16 protein-coding genes and 1 tRNA gene are annotated in these 15,184 nt (G+C 49.1%); 14 read left to right on the top strand and 3 right to left on the bottom strand.

Annotation, left to right across the window (positions count from 1 at the left end; all coding sequences use genetic code 11):
• Positions 1-163 precede the first annotated feature (163 nt).
• Entirely contained in the window at positions 164-1,561 is a 1,398-nt protein-coding gene (locus N5910_RS05980) for a DASS family sodium-coupled anion symporter (protein WP_191216038.1), read from the top strand.
• A 40-nt stretch (positions 1,562-1,601) separates the two neighbouring features.
• Here the strand turns inward: N5910_RS05980 and cobQ are convergent, their stop codons facing one another.
• Positions 1,602-3,116: a cobyric acid synthase CobQ gene (gene cobQ, locus N5910_RS05975; RefSeq protein ID WP_074359124.1), complete on the bottom strand. Its 1,515-nt coding sequence runs from the start codon at positions 3,114-3,116 to the stop codon at positions 1,602-1,604.
• 182 nt (positions 3,117-3,298) lie between these two features.
• On the opposite strand from cobQ, the gene N5910_RS05970 reads away from it, so the two are divergent.
• The 3 genes from N5910_RS05970 (at position 3,299) to lonB (ending at position 6,708) form a co-directional block, all read left to right on the top strand.
• The gene (locus N5910_RS05970; protein ID WP_261599417.1) at positions 3,299-3,499 is read left to right on the top strand and encodes a PAS domain-containing protein; all 201 of its coding nucleotides are present in this window, start codon (positions 3,299-3,301) and stop codon (positions 3,497-3,499) included.
• A 35-nt stretch (positions 3,500-3,534) separates the two neighbouring features.
• Entirely contained in the window at positions 3,535-4,548 is a 1,014-nt protein-coding gene (locus N5910_RS05965) for a PAS domain S-box protein (RefSeq protein ID WP_261599416.1), read from the top strand.
• A gap of 222 nt (positions 4,549-4,770) precedes the next feature.
• Complete coding sequence (gene lonB, locus N5910_RS05960) at positions 4,771-6,708, top strand: ATP-dependent protease LonB (RefSeq protein ID WP_074359123.1); 1,938 nt, start codon at positions 4,771-4,773, stop codon at positions 6,706-6,708.
• Between the two features lie 87 nt (positions 6,709-6,795).
• Here lonB and N5910_RS05955 read toward each other — a convergent pair whose 3' ends face one another.
• On the bottom strand, positions 6,796-7,653 hold the full coding sequence (locus tag N5910_RS05955) for a ribose-phosphate diphosphokinase (protein ID WP_261599415.1): 858 nt from the start codon (positions 7,651-7,653) through the stop codon (positions 6,796-6,798).
• Between the two features lie 100 nt (positions 7,654-7,753).
• Between N5910_RS05955 and hypA the strand changes: the two genes are divergently transcribed.
• The 3 genes from hypA to N5910_RS05940 are packed head-to-tail and all read left to right on the top strand — an operon-like array spanning position 7,754 to position 9,842.
• Positions 7,754-8,122, top strand: coding sequence for a hydrogenase maturation nickel metallochaperone HypA (gene hypA, locus N5910_RS05950; RefSeq protein ID WP_074359121.1), 369 nt, complete (start codon positions 7,754-7,756; stop codon positions 8,120-8,122).
• A gap of 10 nt (positions 8,123-8,132) precedes the next feature.
• Positions 8,133-8,786 (top strand): hydrogenase nickel incorporation protein HypB, encoded by a 654-nt coding sequence (hypB, locus tag N5910_RS05945; RefSeq protein WP_074359120.1) that lies wholly within the window; start codon positions 8,133-8,135, stop codon positions 8,784-8,786.
• 18 nt (positions 8,787-8,804) lie between these two features.
• Positions 8,805-9,842: a DUF354 domain-containing protein gene (locus tag N5910_RS05940; RefSeq protein WP_261599414.1), complete on the top strand. Its 1,038-nt coding sequence runs from the start codon at positions 8,805-8,807 to the stop codon at positions 9,840-9,842.
• A gap of 83 nt (positions 9,843-9,925) precedes the next feature.
• Here N5910_RS05940 and N5910_RS05935 read toward each other — a convergent pair.
• A tRNA-Ala gene (locus tag N5910_RS05935) sits at positions 9,926-9,999 on the bottom strand.
• Between the two features lie 138 nt (positions 10,000-10,137).
• On the opposite strand from N5910_RS05935, the gene N5910_RS05930 reads away from it, so the two are divergent.
• From N5910_RS05930 to mch, 7 genes are all read left to right on the top strand, one after another.
• The gene (locus tag N5910_RS05930) at positions 10,138-10,620 is read left to right on the top strand and encodes a GNAT family N-acetyltransferase (RefSeq protein ID WP_238337853.1); all 483 of its coding nucleotides are present in this window, start codon (positions 10,138-10,140) and stop codon (positions 10,618-10,620) included.
• A gap of 73 nt (positions 10,621-10,693) precedes the next feature.
• On the top strand, positions 10,694-11,770 hold the full coding sequence (locus tag N5910_RS05925) for a hypothetical protein (RefSeq protein WP_074359117.1): 1,077 nt from the start codon (positions 10,694-10,696) through the stop codon (positions 11,768-11,770).
• Positions 11,771-11,790: 20 nt separating this feature from the next.
• The gene (locus N5910_RS05920) at positions 11,791-12,246 is read left to right on the top strand and encodes a DUF1890 domain-containing protein (protein ID WP_074359116.1); all 456 of its coding nucleotides are present in this window, start codon (positions 11,791-11,793) and stop codon (positions 12,244-12,246) included.
• A complete protein-coding gene (locus tag N5910_RS05915) occupies positions 12,246-12,554 on the top strand; it encodes a DUF1894 domain-containing protein (protein ID WP_074359115.1) in 309 nt (102 codons plus the stop codon). The genes N5910_RS05920 and N5910_RS05915 overlap by 1 nt, the downstream gene beginning before the upstream one ends.
• A gap of 40 nt (positions 12,555-12,594) precedes the next feature.
• A complete protein-coding gene (locus N5910_RS05910; RefSeq protein WP_238337852.1) occupies positions 12,595-13,539 on the top strand; it encodes a methionine synthase in 945 nt (314 codons plus the stop codon).
• A 12-nt stretch (positions 13,540-13,551) separates the two neighbouring features.
• Positions 13,552-14,214 (top strand): thymidylate synthase, encoded by a 663-nt coding sequence (locus tag N5910_RS05905; protein ID WP_074359114.1) that lies wholly within the window; start codon positions 13,552-13,554, stop codon positions 14,212-14,214.
• Entirely contained in the window at positions 14,214-15,176 is a 963-nt protein-coding gene (mch, locus tag N5910_RS05900) for a methenyltetrahydromethanopterin cyclohydrolase (protein ID WP_074359113.1), read from the top strand. Before N5910_RS05905 ends, mch begins: the two co-directional genes overlap by 1 nt.
• Positions 15,177-15,184: the final 8 nt, after the last annotated feature.

Raw genomic sequence — 15,184 nt, 5'->3', positions numbered from 1 at the left:
GGAACGCATGCATTGGAGTATTCCATCTTCAGATCGCAGTTTCCAGCCTGAAGATGGAACGTTAGCGGCTCCATCTTAAAGACTTATATATTGAAACGTGTATATAGTATTGAAACGTGTATATAGAAGTTTCTCAAAAACTGGGATTAATGTTTTTTTTGAGATGAAAAATACTGTTAAGGGAGGTAATAGCACGGATACAAAGAAAGGATTTATCCTCAGCATTCTAATTGCACTTGCAGTTTATATAATACCCATGCCTGGTCTGAAGGCCTCAGGACATGCGGCTTTATCGCTTCTTGTTTTTGCGGTTTCAATGTGGGCAACCGAGGCCCTGCCACTCCCTGTAACCTCACTGATAATACTCTTTGCTCAGCCACTTATGGGTGTTGAGAGCTTTGAAAATGCGGTTATAGGCTTTGCGAACCCCATAATCTTCCTGATGATAGGCGGATTCATAATGGCTGAGGCCATAAGAAAGAGCGGTCTTGCCCAGCGCTTCACATATTACCTCCTGGGGAGACTTGGAGCCTCCCCTGAGAGGGGCCTCATGGTAAGCATATTCTCAACCGGTATCCTCTCTGCATGGATTGAAAACGTTGTTGCCTTTGCAATGCTGCTGCCCATCATAAAGGAGATAGTTGACCTCATGGGGTGCAGGGATCCCCAGCATGGAAGGAGTAACTATGCAAAGGCCATGATACTCGGAGCATCCTTCGGATCCCTTGCAGGGGGCTTCGGGACAGAGATAGGAACAGCACCCAACCTCATGGCAGCCGCATACACAGGAATACCCTTCCTTAACTGGATGATCTTCGGGTTACCACTGTCCCTGGTCATGCTGGCCGTTATATGGTTCCTACTGATGAGAATATTCCCCGCAGAAGTAAAGGCCATTGAGAACATCCAGGAACTCATCGGCGACAGGGTTCAGGGACTTGGAGCAATGGGCAGACAGGAAAAACTCAGTGCAGCCATCCTGCTTTTCGCAATATTCCTCTGGGTTACGGCATCCTGGACAGGGATTAACAGCTACTCTGTTTCACTCATCGCCGCGGTCATGTTCATATCATCCGGTGTGATAACCTGGAAGGATGCCCAGAAGAACATTGACTGGGGCCTCATAATATTCTTTGGCGGCGCCCTCTCCCTGGGAAGCGCCCTTCTAAAGACAGGGGCTGCCGCATGGCTTATCAATGACATTGTAAGGATGCTGGGCTCCAGTCCACCAGTCCTCCTGGTCATGCTGCTGCTGATGACCGTGGCGGTACTCATAACCCAGGTGATGTCAAACATAGCACTCTCAGCCATACTCGTACCCCTTTCCGTGACCCTTGCAGCTGCACAGGGACAGCCAGCAGGAATATACGCCGTTCCGGTTGCAATAGCATGTTCACTCTCATTCATGCTCCCGATGGCGGATCCAACAGTTGCAATGGCATACGGTACAGGATACGTTAAGCTGAGGGACATTCCAAGGGCAGGGATACCCCTAATAATTGTAGGCGTCATACTTACGGTGCTTGTCATAACGACACTTGCAACTCCATTCCTGGGATGAAATTGGATCCCTGCCTGATTTATTCATTTTCAGCCGTTAATTAATTTTTAAGGAGCTCCTCAACGGGTGAGAGGTCCATGTTGTTCTCCACTATCTCAGCCAGTCTGTCAAGGGAGAACCTCCGGGAGTCCCTGAAATCATCCCTGTCATAGTCAAGGGGTTCCAGGCCCCTCTGCTCCCTGAGGATGTTTGTGAAGTACCTCCTGAACCTGAAGTTATGGAATATGCCATGGAAGTAGGTTCCCGCAACATTTCCATCAACGGCACCATCAAAGCCGCCGTCACGCAGGTTCCCTGAACCCTTCTCCACCCTTATAAGGGGTTTCACGTCACCCAGAACTGTGGTGCCCTCATGAAGCTCATAGCCCTCAACGGTTTCACCCCCCAGACCATGGAAGAGGCCTCCCCCAATGATTTCACCGTGGCTCTGTGAGATTATCTTACCATCCCCTGTAAAGACGGTTTCACAGTCAAGGAGGCCAAGTCCCTCCACGGTTCCATGGGCTGATTCATGGCCACCATCATCAACCACTCGTCTGCCGAGCATCTGAAACCCGCCACATATACCGAATACCGGTATATCCTGGCTCAGTTCCATGATTTCATGGGCAAGGCCCGTCTCATGGAGGTGGATGAGGTCTTTTATGGTGTTCCGGGTCCCGGGGATTATGATGGCATCCAGGTTGTGGAGGCTGTCACCGGCCTCGATGAGTTTCACTGAGACATCCTCTTCATATTCAAGGGGGTCGATGTCCGTGAAGTTCGATATCCGGGGGAGCCTGATGACACCAACCTTTATTTTTCCCTTCCCGCGATATTTCCTGTCTGCCAGGGATGCTGAATCCTCCTCAGGGAGTCTGAGGGCCTCATCGTAGGGCAGGACACCTAGGACAGGGACACCTGTAATCTCCTCTATCCTTTCAATACCGGGCATGAGGATGTCCAGGTTGCCCCTGAATTTGTTTATAACAACACCCTTTATCCTTGACCTGTCACGTTCATCAAGGAGCATGAATGTTCCTGCAATGGATGCGAAGACACCTCCACGGTCTATATCCGCAACAAGGATGACATCTGCATCTGCAAGGTGGGCTATCTCCATGTTGGCAAGGTCCCTGTCCCTCATGTTTATCTCTGCAGGAGAACCCGCACCCTCAATTACAATGAGGTCATACCTGGACTTCAGGTATTCAAGGGACTCCTTTATGGCTTCAAGGGCTGTTCCCCTGAAGTCCACCTGGTATTCATTGAAGTTCATGTTCCCTACCGGCCTCCCATGAACTATGACCTGGGATGTGAAGTCCTCCTTGGGCTTGAGGAGCACCGGGTTCATGTGATGTGATGGCTCTATGCCAGCTGCTTCAGCCTGAAGGACCTGGGCTATTGCTATCTCCCGGTTCTCGGAGGTTGTGAATGAATTGAGTGACATGTTCTGGGATTTGAAGGGGGCTACACGATACCCTCTCCTTGAGAATATGCGGCAGAGGGCGGCGACAAGGACGCTTTTACCTGCACTGGATGATGTGCCCTGAACCATTATACACCTTGAACTCATGGATACACCACTTGGTAGGGGGTTATTTAATCTGGTGGTTCTGTCGCATTCCTTAAATCAACAGCAACAGATACACTACTAGATGATTACTAGTCTGAATTTGTGGGTTCCTGATATAAAACTTCAGTGTCTGACATCAATCTTAAATACTAACTAACACAATAATTATTAACAGGATATGGATGGAGGTTTATGAGATGTCCAATGATTCTGCTGAAGTTCTATCATCCGATGAGTTACTATCAATCTTTAAGACCGTTATAATGAACAGCCCCGACGGGATAATCACGGTCAACGAGGACGGGGTTATTATCTTCTCAAATCCATCTGCAGATAGAATGTTAGGCTATGAAACCCTCATGGGTAAAAAATTGATGTCATAGTCCCTGAGGGCCTCAGGGATGACCTCCACCAGAAGATGAGGGACTACAGGGCCCGGGGCGAACATGAACTGGCAGGCAAGGTCTTTGAAACCGTCTCATTAAGGGCGGACGGGACAGAGTTCCCTGTTGAGATGAGCCTCAACCCCTCAAGAAGTCAGGGGAGACTCTTTCTAACTTCAATCATAAGGGACATCTCAGAAAGAAAAAAGATGGAACTTGAGGTCCTTGAAAGGGAGGAACAGTTCAGGGACCTCTTTGAGAATGCCAATGACATGATACAGGCCGTTACCCCTGATGGAAAATTTTTATACGTTAACAGGGCATGGAAGAAGACCCTCGGCTACACTGAAGGTGAACTTGAGAACCTGACAATCTTTGATGTGATACACCCTGATAAGGTGGATGAGTGCCGTGAACTCTTCAGGAGGGTCATGTCAGGCGAGAACATCCCAATCATTGAGACGGCCTTCATAACAGCTGATGGCGAGAAGGTATTCGTTGAGGGTAACGTCAATGTTAAGATGAGTAACGGGACCGTGGAGTACAGCAGGGCAATATTCAGGGATGTTACAGAGAGGATGAAGTTTCAGAGGGAACTTGAAAGGATGGCATCCATTGTTGAATCTGCAGGGGATGCGATTGTCAGCTATGACCTTGATGGCAGGATAATGGACTGGAACAGGGGTGCTGAAGAGATATACGGTTACGGTGCAGATGAGATTAAGGGAAAAAATGTCTCCATCCTCATGGATGATGAGGAGTTTGAAAGGCTCAGGTGCCTCATTGAGGAGGTGAAATCTGGCGGAGTGGTTTCAAACTTCGAAGCAAAACGTATAAGGAGTGATGGTGAGACGATCTGGGTCTCAATTTCCATGTCACCCCTCAGGGATTTTGAGGGTAACATAATTGGCGTTTCCACCATTGCAAGGGATATAACAGAGATTAAGAGGACCGAGGAGGCCCTCAGGGCAAGTGAGGAGAAGTACAGGAAGATAGTTGAAAAGTTCATACAGAACGCCCTTGCCCTGATATCTGAGATTAACCGCTGATATTCCCCTATCCGGATCCAGCAGGGTCCTTGAAATGTTTCCCGCCTATCTGGTTCTAATTCAGGGAGCGTAATCAGGACGGTGATGGATACCTTTATAAGTGGAAACCCCATATATTAAAATAAAAATTTGTAAGTAAAATATTTTAAGTAGAAGAAGGTGACTATTATACATCGTGACTTTATTTTAACCACTTCACTTAATGGAGGCATTTGAATAGAAATGAAAACCACCATTAAAAACTCCAGAGTTGAGGAAAAGGTTTCATATGAAAGCAGTGACAGTAAAAAAGAAGAGTCACAGGCATCCCTTTCATATGAAACATCAAAGGATATAAATGTCCCTGAAAGGCTTATAAATCAGATTATAGGTCAGGAAGAGGCAGTCGAGACCATAAAAAAGGCTGCTGAACAGAGACGTAACGTACTTTTAATAGGTGAGCCTGGTGTGGGTAAATCCATGCTTGCAAAGGCAATGGCCGAGCTGCTGCCACGTGAAAGGCTCCAGGACATACTCGTATACCCTAACATAGAGGACCCTAACAACCCCCTCATAGGAACCGTCCCTGCAGGTGAGGGGAGGAAAATCGTAATGAACCATAAGAACAAGGCAAGGGCACAGGATGAGAAGAAGAATCTCTTCATGATGCTCATAATATCCTTCATCCTTGTCCTTGGCTTCATGGTTCAGCAGTTCCTTGCAGCCATCATAGCGGCAGGCATAGTCTTCCTTGCAATGCAGCAGTTCAGGCCAAGGAAAACCGTGATGGTCCCGAAACTCCTGGTGAACAATGAGGGCCGTCAGGTAGCACCCTTCGTGGATGCAACCGGTGCCCATGCCGGCGCCCTCCTGGGGGACGTGAGACACGACCCCTACCAGTCAGGCGGCCTTGGGACACCGGCCCATGAACGTGTGGAGGCAGGGATGATACACAGGGCCAACAAGGGTGTTCTCTACATTGATGAGATAGGCACAATGAAGATGAAGACCCAGCAGGAGCTCCTCACAGCCATGCAGGAGAAGAAATACTCCATCACGGGTCAGAGTGAAACAAGCAGCGGTGCAATGGTCCGTTCGCAGGCAGTACCCTGCGACTTCGTCCTGGTGGCCTCAGGGAACCTCCAGGTACTTGAGGGGATGCACCCCGCCCTCAGATCCAGGATAAGGGGATATGGATACGAGGTTTTCATGAAGGATTCAATGCCCGACACACCTGAAAACAGGGATAAGCTCGTCCAGTTCGTTGCACAGGAAGTTGAAAAGGACGGAAGAATACCCCACTTCAGCAGGGAAGCCATAAAGGAGATAATAAGGGAAGCCCAGAGGAGGGCCGGTAAGAAGGACTCCCTCACACTCAAACTCCGTGAACTCGGCGGCCTTGTGAGGGCAGCTGGTGACATTGCAAAGAGCAGGGGAGCCGAAATCGTTGAACCAGAGGATGTGGTGGAGGCCAAGAAGCTTTCAAGGACCCTTGAACAGCAGATTGCCGACAGGTACATTGTACAGAAGAAAAAATACAGCGTCTTCAAATCAGAGGGCGGCGAGGTCGGCAGGGTTAACGGCCTTGCAATAATCGGTGACCGCAGCGGAATCATACTTCCAATAGCGGCCGAGGCAGCCCCGGCCCAGAGCAAGGAAGAGGGGAGGATCATAGCCACAGGGAAACTCGGTGAGATTGCAAGGGAGGCCGTGCAGAATGTCAGCGCACTCATAAAGAAATACACGGGCACAGACATATCCAACTACGATATACACATACAGTTCCTCCAGGCCTATGACGGTGTGGAGGGTGACAGTGCAAGTGTCTCGGTTGCAACCGCAGTCATATCCGCCCTTGAGGAGATACCAGTGGACCAGTCGGTGGCACTTACAGGGTCACTGAGCATAAGGGGGGATGTGCTCCCTGTTGGTGGAGTTACAGGTAAGATCGAGGCGGCTGCAGAGGCAGGCATAAAGAAGGTCCTCATACCGGCATCCAACATGGGGGATGTTATGATAGAGAAGAAGTATGAGGATAAGATTGAAGTAGTCCCTGTTGAAACCCTCGGGGACGTCCTTGAACACGCCCTCATAGGCAAGGGCAAGGAGAGCCTCCTTGAAAGAATGCAGAAGATAAGTGACATGGTGCCCTCAATAATTAAGAAGCCCGCCATGCACTGAATTCAGGGATATCTGTCCCTGATAAATTATTTTTTCTGGATTAAGTGGTGAATTTTGCTATTCTTAGGCTATGCCATTAAAATTAATTTATTTCAGGGCCCCTGCAATCAGTGGAGCCACAGAGATGTCGCTGACCTCAGACGTCAGTGTGTCCGTTGCAATAACATCGTCCACCCCTGCGGAGAATATCTTTATGAGGGCATCCTCGACAAGGACCGGGTGGACGCAGCAGACGGTTATGCTTGATGCCTGGTTTTCCCTCAGTATACCGGCAGCGTTCACTATGGTGCCACCTGTACTTATGATATCATCCACCACCACAGCGTCCATACCTGCAACATCAAGGTCCTTCACACGGGTCTCAACGACCTCGGGTGAGAGCCGCACCTTCTCCATATAGTCGCATTCACAGCCAAGTATACCGCTCACCTCCCTTGCATGTCCAAGGGCGCCCCTGTCAGGGGCTATCACAACAGGGTCATCCAGAAGACCCGAAATGTGGTCTGCGATGAGGGGCATTGCAGAGAGTTCCCTTACAGGGATGCTGAAGAATTCACTGAGGCAGTTCTCATGGAGGTTAACGGTAACGAGTTCATCTGCACCGGCAGCTTCGATCAGCTCTGCAACAATCCTTGCAGAAACCGCCTCCCCGCTCTTGAAGCGCCGCTCCTGCCTCCCGTAACCAAAGTAGGGTATCACTGCACGTACACGCTCAGCTCCAAGGTCCCTGAGGTTCTTTATCATGAACAGGAGTTCCATGAGGTTCTCATCATGGGGGTGCCCTGTTGACTGTATAACCGTGACCTCACCCTGGACATCCCCCTTCACCCTGATGTAACGTTCACCATCAGGGAATTTACGGGTCTCAACCGGACATAGATGATCATCAAGTAAATCTGCAACCTTAGCAGCGAGTTTCTGCGATGCTGAACAACCTATTATCATAAAAAACCACCTTGTAATCATTGACAATTTTTATATACATACTTTTATTAATTCTAATTATAAAATTTTGTCAGATATTCCCGTCCAAGAGGTGAAGTGCTTGCATGAACTATCAATGGCCGATGCAATTGTAAGGACAGTTATCGATGCAGCCGAAAAGAATGATGCCGTGGAGGTCCTTGAGGTTACCGTTGAAATCGGCCAGATGACTCTTCTGAACCCGGAACAGATAAAATTCATGCTGGATGTCCTCAGTGAGGACACCATCCTTGAGGGGGCCCGGTTCAACATAGAGGTCGTTCCGGTTGAGATCGAATGCACCTGCGGATATGAGGGTGCTGTGGATACCGATGAACTTAACCATCTGGCCCCTGTGGTGAGCTGTCCCAGCTGCGGAGGCCATGAATTCCATGTTAGGGCTGGAAGGGAGTGTAACGTTAAAAATATAAAGATAGAAAAGAGGGATTAGGAGGAATTCAATGCACAAGATAGCAGAGGTTGAGATTCAGAATGATATTCTCCTTGCAAACAGAAAACTCGCAAAGAAAAACCAGAGACGCCTTGACAGGGCAGATGTATTCGCGGTCGACTTTCTCGGGGCCATAGGGTCCGGGAAAACAACACTCATCGAGAAGTTAATTGAGAACATGGACCGGAGGGTTGCTGTTATAGCAGGGGACGTTATAAGCAAATTCGACGCAGGAAGATTCGAGAAGTACGGAGTCCCGGTGGTGGGGCTTAACACAGGGAAGGAGTGCCACCTGGACGCACACCTCGTTGAACACGGACTTGATGACATCCCCCTTGAGGAGGTGGACATCCTCTTCATAGAGAACGTGGGAAACCTCATATGTCCCGTTGACTTCGACCTTGGATCCCATATGAGGATTGTTGTTGTGAGTTCAACCGAGGGTGATGACACCGTTGAGAAGCACCCCCTCATATTCAGGGAGGCTGACCTTGTAGTTATAAACAAGGCGGACCTTGCAGATGCCGTGGGGGCTGACATCGATAAGATGGTGGATGATGTTAAAAAACTTAATCCTGATGTCAGGGTAGTTAAAACAAGCCTTAAGACAGGTGAAGGACTTCAGGATGTTATTGAATCAATTGAAGAGGCAATGTCCAATTAATTCATTCTTTTCAGGCCGGTGGTTCGATTGAAGATATGGATTGATATCACAAACGCCCCCCATGTAAGGTTCTTCAGGGATGTGATCACCCACTTCCAGGATGAGGGAGAGGATGTGATCATCACCGCACGGAAGTTCGGGGATATACACAGGCTCATGGACCTCTTTGGATTTGAATTCACATCCATAGGTAAACACGGGGTTACCCTTGATGAGAAACTCATTGAGAGTACAAGGAGGGCTTATGAGCTTTCAAAGTTCATCTCCGAGGAAAAACCGGATGTCGGTCTGTCAAAGCATTCAATCGAACTGCCAAGGGTCACCTTCGGTCTGGGAATCCCCAGCGTATATGTGCTGGATAATGAACATGCCCTGGCAGCAAACAGGCTCACCCTTCCCCTCTGCGATCACATCATCATGCCCGAGGTCATAGACCTCTGGGATATAATGAAGACCGGCGGGGATCCCAACGTGATAACCAGGTACCGGGGCACATCAGAGATCATACACTTCCAGAACTTTGAATACAATGAGAACATCTTTGAGGACCTTGGACTTAAACTTGAAAGGGAGAAGACCATACTGATGAGGCCGGAGCCCTCCCTTGCATCATACCTTGATGCCGACTGCCATGAATCGGTACTCACCCCAATAGTTGAGATACTCAAGGACTATGCCAACATACTCATAATCCCCAGGTTTAAGGAGCAGGCGGATATATTCAGAGGATATGACAACGTGACAATAATCAGGCCCCCGGTTGATACATTCAGCCTCATGAAGAGGTGCGACCTTGTAATCGGTGCCGGGGGGACCATGAACCGTGAAGCAGCACTCCTGGGGACACCTGTGATATCATGTTACCCTGGAAAGCCCCTCTCGGTGGATAAATTTTACATCGAGAACGGTTTGATGGTGAGATCAACCGATGTTGATGAGATTGTTAACACTGCACTGCGGCTCCTTGTATCCGAGAAGAAGGCAAAGGAGATTAAAACAGACGACCTCTTCAGGATAATAGTTGAAAGTGTCTATGCCGCGGCTAATAACGAGTAGATGCTGTGTATAGGGACTCTGAAAGCAACTGATACGAAATATTGTCCTTATTAACAGCTTAAATCTTAGAACTAGAAATGGAATGGACTGGCCGGGATTTGAACCCGGGGCCTCCGCCATGCCAAGGCGACGCTCTACCAACCTGAGCTACCAGCCCTAACAAAGTATACATTAAGTCTTTTCATATTTAAACTTAATGCTTCATGGTGGCATTACAGGCCTGTGCTTAATATGATATGGATGCATGGATGATGAGTTCTGATAATCGGACAGGTTATGATGGAGAGTTTGTGGGGTGTATGAATTGATAATAAGAAATGTCAGGGAGGATGACTTCCTGGCCATAGCCGAACTTGCAGAGAAATGTCCCCCCATGGTGACGGAGAGGAACTCAATTTACCATATATTCACAAGGTTCTTCAGTGAAACATCCTTCATAGCCGAGGATGATGGTGCTGCAGGGTTCATCCTGGGTTTCATATCACAGTCTGACCCTTCTGAAGCCTACATCCACCTACTCTGCACCGCACCATCCCACAGGGGAACCGGACTTGCAGATGAACTCCTCCAGACCTTCATTGACACGGTCAAATCCAGGGGCGCCGGGAAGGTCCTCCTGATAACAAAACCCGTAAACCAGAGAGCAATAAGATTTTACCTCAGGAATGGCTTTGAACATGTTGAATCAGGCAGGATGGTTGAATCAGGCCCTGTTAGGGCTATAGCTGATTATAACGGTCCTGGAGAAGACATGGTCCTTTTCAGGAGGTTTATATGATCCCGGAAAAAACTTTTTATTGTGGTCATCAATATATGATGTAGATCAGAAAACAATTATCCGGAGGATTAAATTGGCCCTTATACCGCAGAATCATCTTCAGTTGATAGTCGAGGTCGGCATCATACTCTACGCTGCAATGATATTCCTGCTTAACCTCGCCCCGATTTCCCTGAGCCTTGTACTCTTCATCTGCATCGTACTGGGGATAGGATTCAACGTAATATTTGGACTGGATGTTGTGGCACTCTTCATGTCCTTCGGCCAGAGCGAGTTCACCCATCCCTTCGGACCCATAGCCCTCCTTGCAGCAGTATCATCACTTTCAGCCCTTGCAATAATGGAGGATGTGGGGGTGGATACCGGTGGACTCCGTGGCTTTGTATACATACTTATGCTGGGCATAACGGTATTCGGGGGCCTCATGCACAGGTCATTCCTCCTTCTGTGGCTCCTGGGTCTCATGGTGGGGCTTTTCCTCATCTCAAAGTCCATGAGGAGCAGGTCAATCATAACATTAAAGAGGGTGGCTGCCTTTGCACTGGTGGCAGTTGCAGGGTTCGGGGGCCTTGAACTGCTTTCAAGGATCCTTGGGATGCCTGTTCTAAGCCCACTCCTCCGCCTTGAGAGGCTTGAGAATTTCTCAGTACCCAGCATCAAGATGGTGATTAAGAACACCACACTACTGGGCCATAATCCCATGTCATCCTACTGGGGTGAACTATCCAGGGGATTTGCCGATGGTTACATCTCACTTCCACTCCAGCTCATACTCTTTTTCGGCCTTCCCTTCCCGGTCTTCTACGGCATACTGGTTAACAAGAAGGATGTAATAGATTACATGGTCCCGGGCATATTTGGATGGGCATACGACTTCGGTTATGTTACCCTCTTCTTCCTTTTAATCTGGTGCATGGGCATCATTATCCTGGGCCTCAGGGTGCTCAGCATGTACCGTGAGAAGAGGGAGAAGGGTGTTAGAAGTTACCTTGGCAGGGAGGCTCTCCTCACAGGGGCCCTTGCAGCCTTCATATCCCAGGCCATAATAGGACTCTTCATAATAAACAGGACCATAAATGGAACAGCCCTCCTGACATTCATATTCCTGAGTTCACTCATATTTGCAAATTCCTTTGGACTGAAAGAATAAAATAAATAGGGAGCTTATAGATGAAAAAAACTTTAATCTTACTTGGATGTCCTGAGTCACCTGTCCAGATCCCCCTGGCACTTTACACATCACACAGACTCAGGGAGAAGGGGTTCAGTGTTACACTCACAGCCAACCCCGCGGCGATAAGGCTAATCCAGGTGGCTGACCCAGAGGGGATATACACTGGGGAACTCAAGGACCTTGAATCCTGCCTCGAGGGATTATCTGAGGGTGACTACGAATTCCTTGTGGGATTCGTGCCCAATGATGCTGCGGCAGCATACCTCATAACCTTCGCAGGCATACTGAACACACGGACCCTGGCAGTTGTATTTGAAAGGGATGCAGGGGTCCTTGAGGAACTTGTGGATGAGATAATGGATGGCTCGGATGCAGAGGTGATAGCCGCAAGGGCGCACCACAACCCGGCTCCCCTCAGGGTTAGGATAGACAGATTCATGGAGGAACTCTGATGTCATTCTGCATAGAGACCTACCTGCAGCAGTCCGAGGACTACGAGATACACCTCTCAAGGGCTGGATTCAGGGAATGCGCAAGACTCATCGAGGAGAAGGCGAAGACAGTTATACACATAAAACCCGGTGAAAAGATCCTCGGCGCAAGGATAATAGGCATACCCCCGGTCCCCATAGGCATAGACACTGGAAGGTCAACGGTGATGATGCCATACACCAAGCCATGCTATGGAACCGCGGTTATCGAGGTACCCGTGGATGAGGATGAAATCAGGAAGATACTCCAGATGGGAGAGAAGGAATAAAAGGTGAGGGCAGTTTCCGGTGGCGTGGGAGTGGAGTATCATGGGGTTGGAGGATAAACTGATCACAACGGTCGTTGGAAGTTACCCTGCGGTTCCCAGGGGACCGCGGACCCTGATGGAGAAGATAAGAAACATAACAGGGTCCTATGACCCCTTCAGGCCCGCGGTGAGGACCGCAGTTGAGGACCAGGTCAGGGCTGGCATCGATATAATCTCTGATGGACAGGTACGCGGGGATATGGTCGGATACTTCGCAAGGGAAATAGGGGGCATGATGATAGAGGACGGAGTCCCGGTCATATTCTCAAGGATAACACCACCATCACACCCCATAGGTGCCGATGACCTCATATACGCATCAAAAATCTTAAGAAAACTTAGAAGGGATGAATCAGGTGGTGTTAAGGGTATAGTGACAGGCCCATCAACCATGGTCCATGCATCAAGGATAGAGGGATTCTACGACACTCATGGAAGAGAAAGGGCAGTAATGGACATGGCGGAGGCCCTCAGGTATGAGGCCATGAGCCTTGAAGCCGCAGGCGCATGCATGATACAGATAGATGAACCCTTCCTATCAACAGGGATGGTTGATATGAAAACCGCCAGGAGGGCCGTTAACCACATAGCAGACTCCCTGGAGGTTGAAGTAGCCCTCCACGTCTGCGGAGATGTAAGGGGAGTCCTTGGGGATCTTCTGAGATTCAGGGTGGATCTTATAGACCTTGAATTCGCAGGAAACCCATCCAACATTGAAGTCCTGGCCGATAAATGGAGGGGTGATAAAAAACTTGGCCTTGGATGTGTTGATACAAGGACAGAGAGGATTGAACCGGTGGATGAGATAAGGAACATTATAAGGAGGGGTGCCGATATAGCTGGAGAGGAGAACCTCCATGTGGATCCTGACTGCGGGATGAGAAAACTCTCAAGGGACGCGGCACTCAACAAACTTAGAAACATGGTGAAGGCGGCTTCCATGTGAGGTGGGTTCCAGATGGCCTATGAGATAACGGTTGATGAGATTGCAGATGGATGGAAGAAACTGGTAAGGATGATAATGGATGAGGGAAGGGAGATAAGGGATGAGAGAGGATCCCTTACAAGGGAACTCATGAATACGGTTGTAACCATAAGAAAACCCCTCGGCAAATCCGGGGACTTCTACCACATCCCTGCAGGTTCACCTGCAAATATAAGGGTCCCTGAGGGTTACTTCTGGAGCGGTGAAAAGCTCGAGAAGTACTCCCAGCAGTTCCTGTCACCTGAAAGGAAGGGATTCATATACACCTATGGCAACCGCCTCAGATCCTACTTCGGAGTGGACCAGGTTGACGAGGCAATAAAGAGGCTTAAAAACTGTGGAGAGTCAAGGAGGGCCACCATGGTAACATGGGACCCTGTAAAGGACACGGGATCCGATGAGGTCCCCTGCATGATCCTCGTTGACTTCAAGTTAAGGGATGGTAAGCTCCATACCACGGCCCTCTGGCGAAGCCATGACATCTACGGTGCATGGTTCCCCAACGCAGTTGGACTGGCATACCTTGCAGATTACGTTGCATCCGGGGTCGGTGCCGGGGTCGGCCCCATAACAATACATTCAATTAGCGCTCATATATATGAGGTTAACTTCAAAGAAGCAGAAGAGGTGATTTAATGGTAAGTGTGAACATGGAGGCAAAGAAGATCGTTGACAGAATGATAGCAGGTGCAGATGACCTTAAAATAAATGTGGACACCCTTGAGAACGGTTCCACGGTCATTGACTGCGGGGTTAACGTTGATGGAAGCATAAAGGCAGGTGAACTGTACACAGCGGTATGTCTCGGAGGCCTTGCAGACGTGGGCATATCAATTCCAGGCGACCTCTCGGAGAAGTTCGCCCTCCCATCAGTCAAGGTTAAAACAGACTTCCCTGCAGTATCAACCCTGGGTGCCCAGAAGGCAGGATGGTCAGTGAGCGTAGGGGACTTCTTCGCCCTCGGATCAGGACCAGCAAGGGCACTGGCACTCAAACCATCAGAGACCTATGAGGAGATAGGATACAGGGATGAAGCAGACACAGCCATACTCACACTGGAGGCAGACAAGCTACCAGGAGAGGATGTTACCGACATGATTGCAGAGGAATGTGATGTCTCAGCAGAGAACGTCTACGTACTGGTTGCACCAACATCATCCCTTGTTGGCTCCATACAGATATCAGGCCGTGTGGTTGAGAACGGTACCTACAAGATGCTTGAAGCCCTCCACTTCGATGTTAACAAGGTCAAATACGCTGCAGGTATAGCTCCAATAGCACCGGTAGACCCTGACAGCCTCAGGGCAATGGGTAAAACCAATGACGCCGTCCTTTTCGGTGGAAGAACCTACTACTATGTTGAATCAGGGGAAGGAGACGACATAAAGTCCCTTGCAGAGAACCTCCCATCATCAGCATCAGAGGGCTATGGTAAACCATTCTACGATGTCTTCAAGGAAGCAGACTACGACTTCTACAAGATCGACAAGGGCATGTTCGCACCCGCAGAGGTTGTTATAAACGATCTCAGGACAGGGGAAGTCTTCAGGGCAGGATTCGTTAATGAAGAACTCCTAATGAAATCCTTCGGGTTATAAAACCCTAT

It is taken from the genome of Methanothermobacter wolfeii (assembly GCF_025397995.1).
GTDB classification, from domain to species: domain Archaea; phylum Methanobacteriota; class Methanobacteria; order Methanobacteriales; family Methanothermobacteraceae; genus Methanothermobacter; species Methanothermobacter wolfei.
Note: the sequence above shows the minus strand (reverse complement) of the source record. Positions and strands in the feature narration are given on the sequence as shown.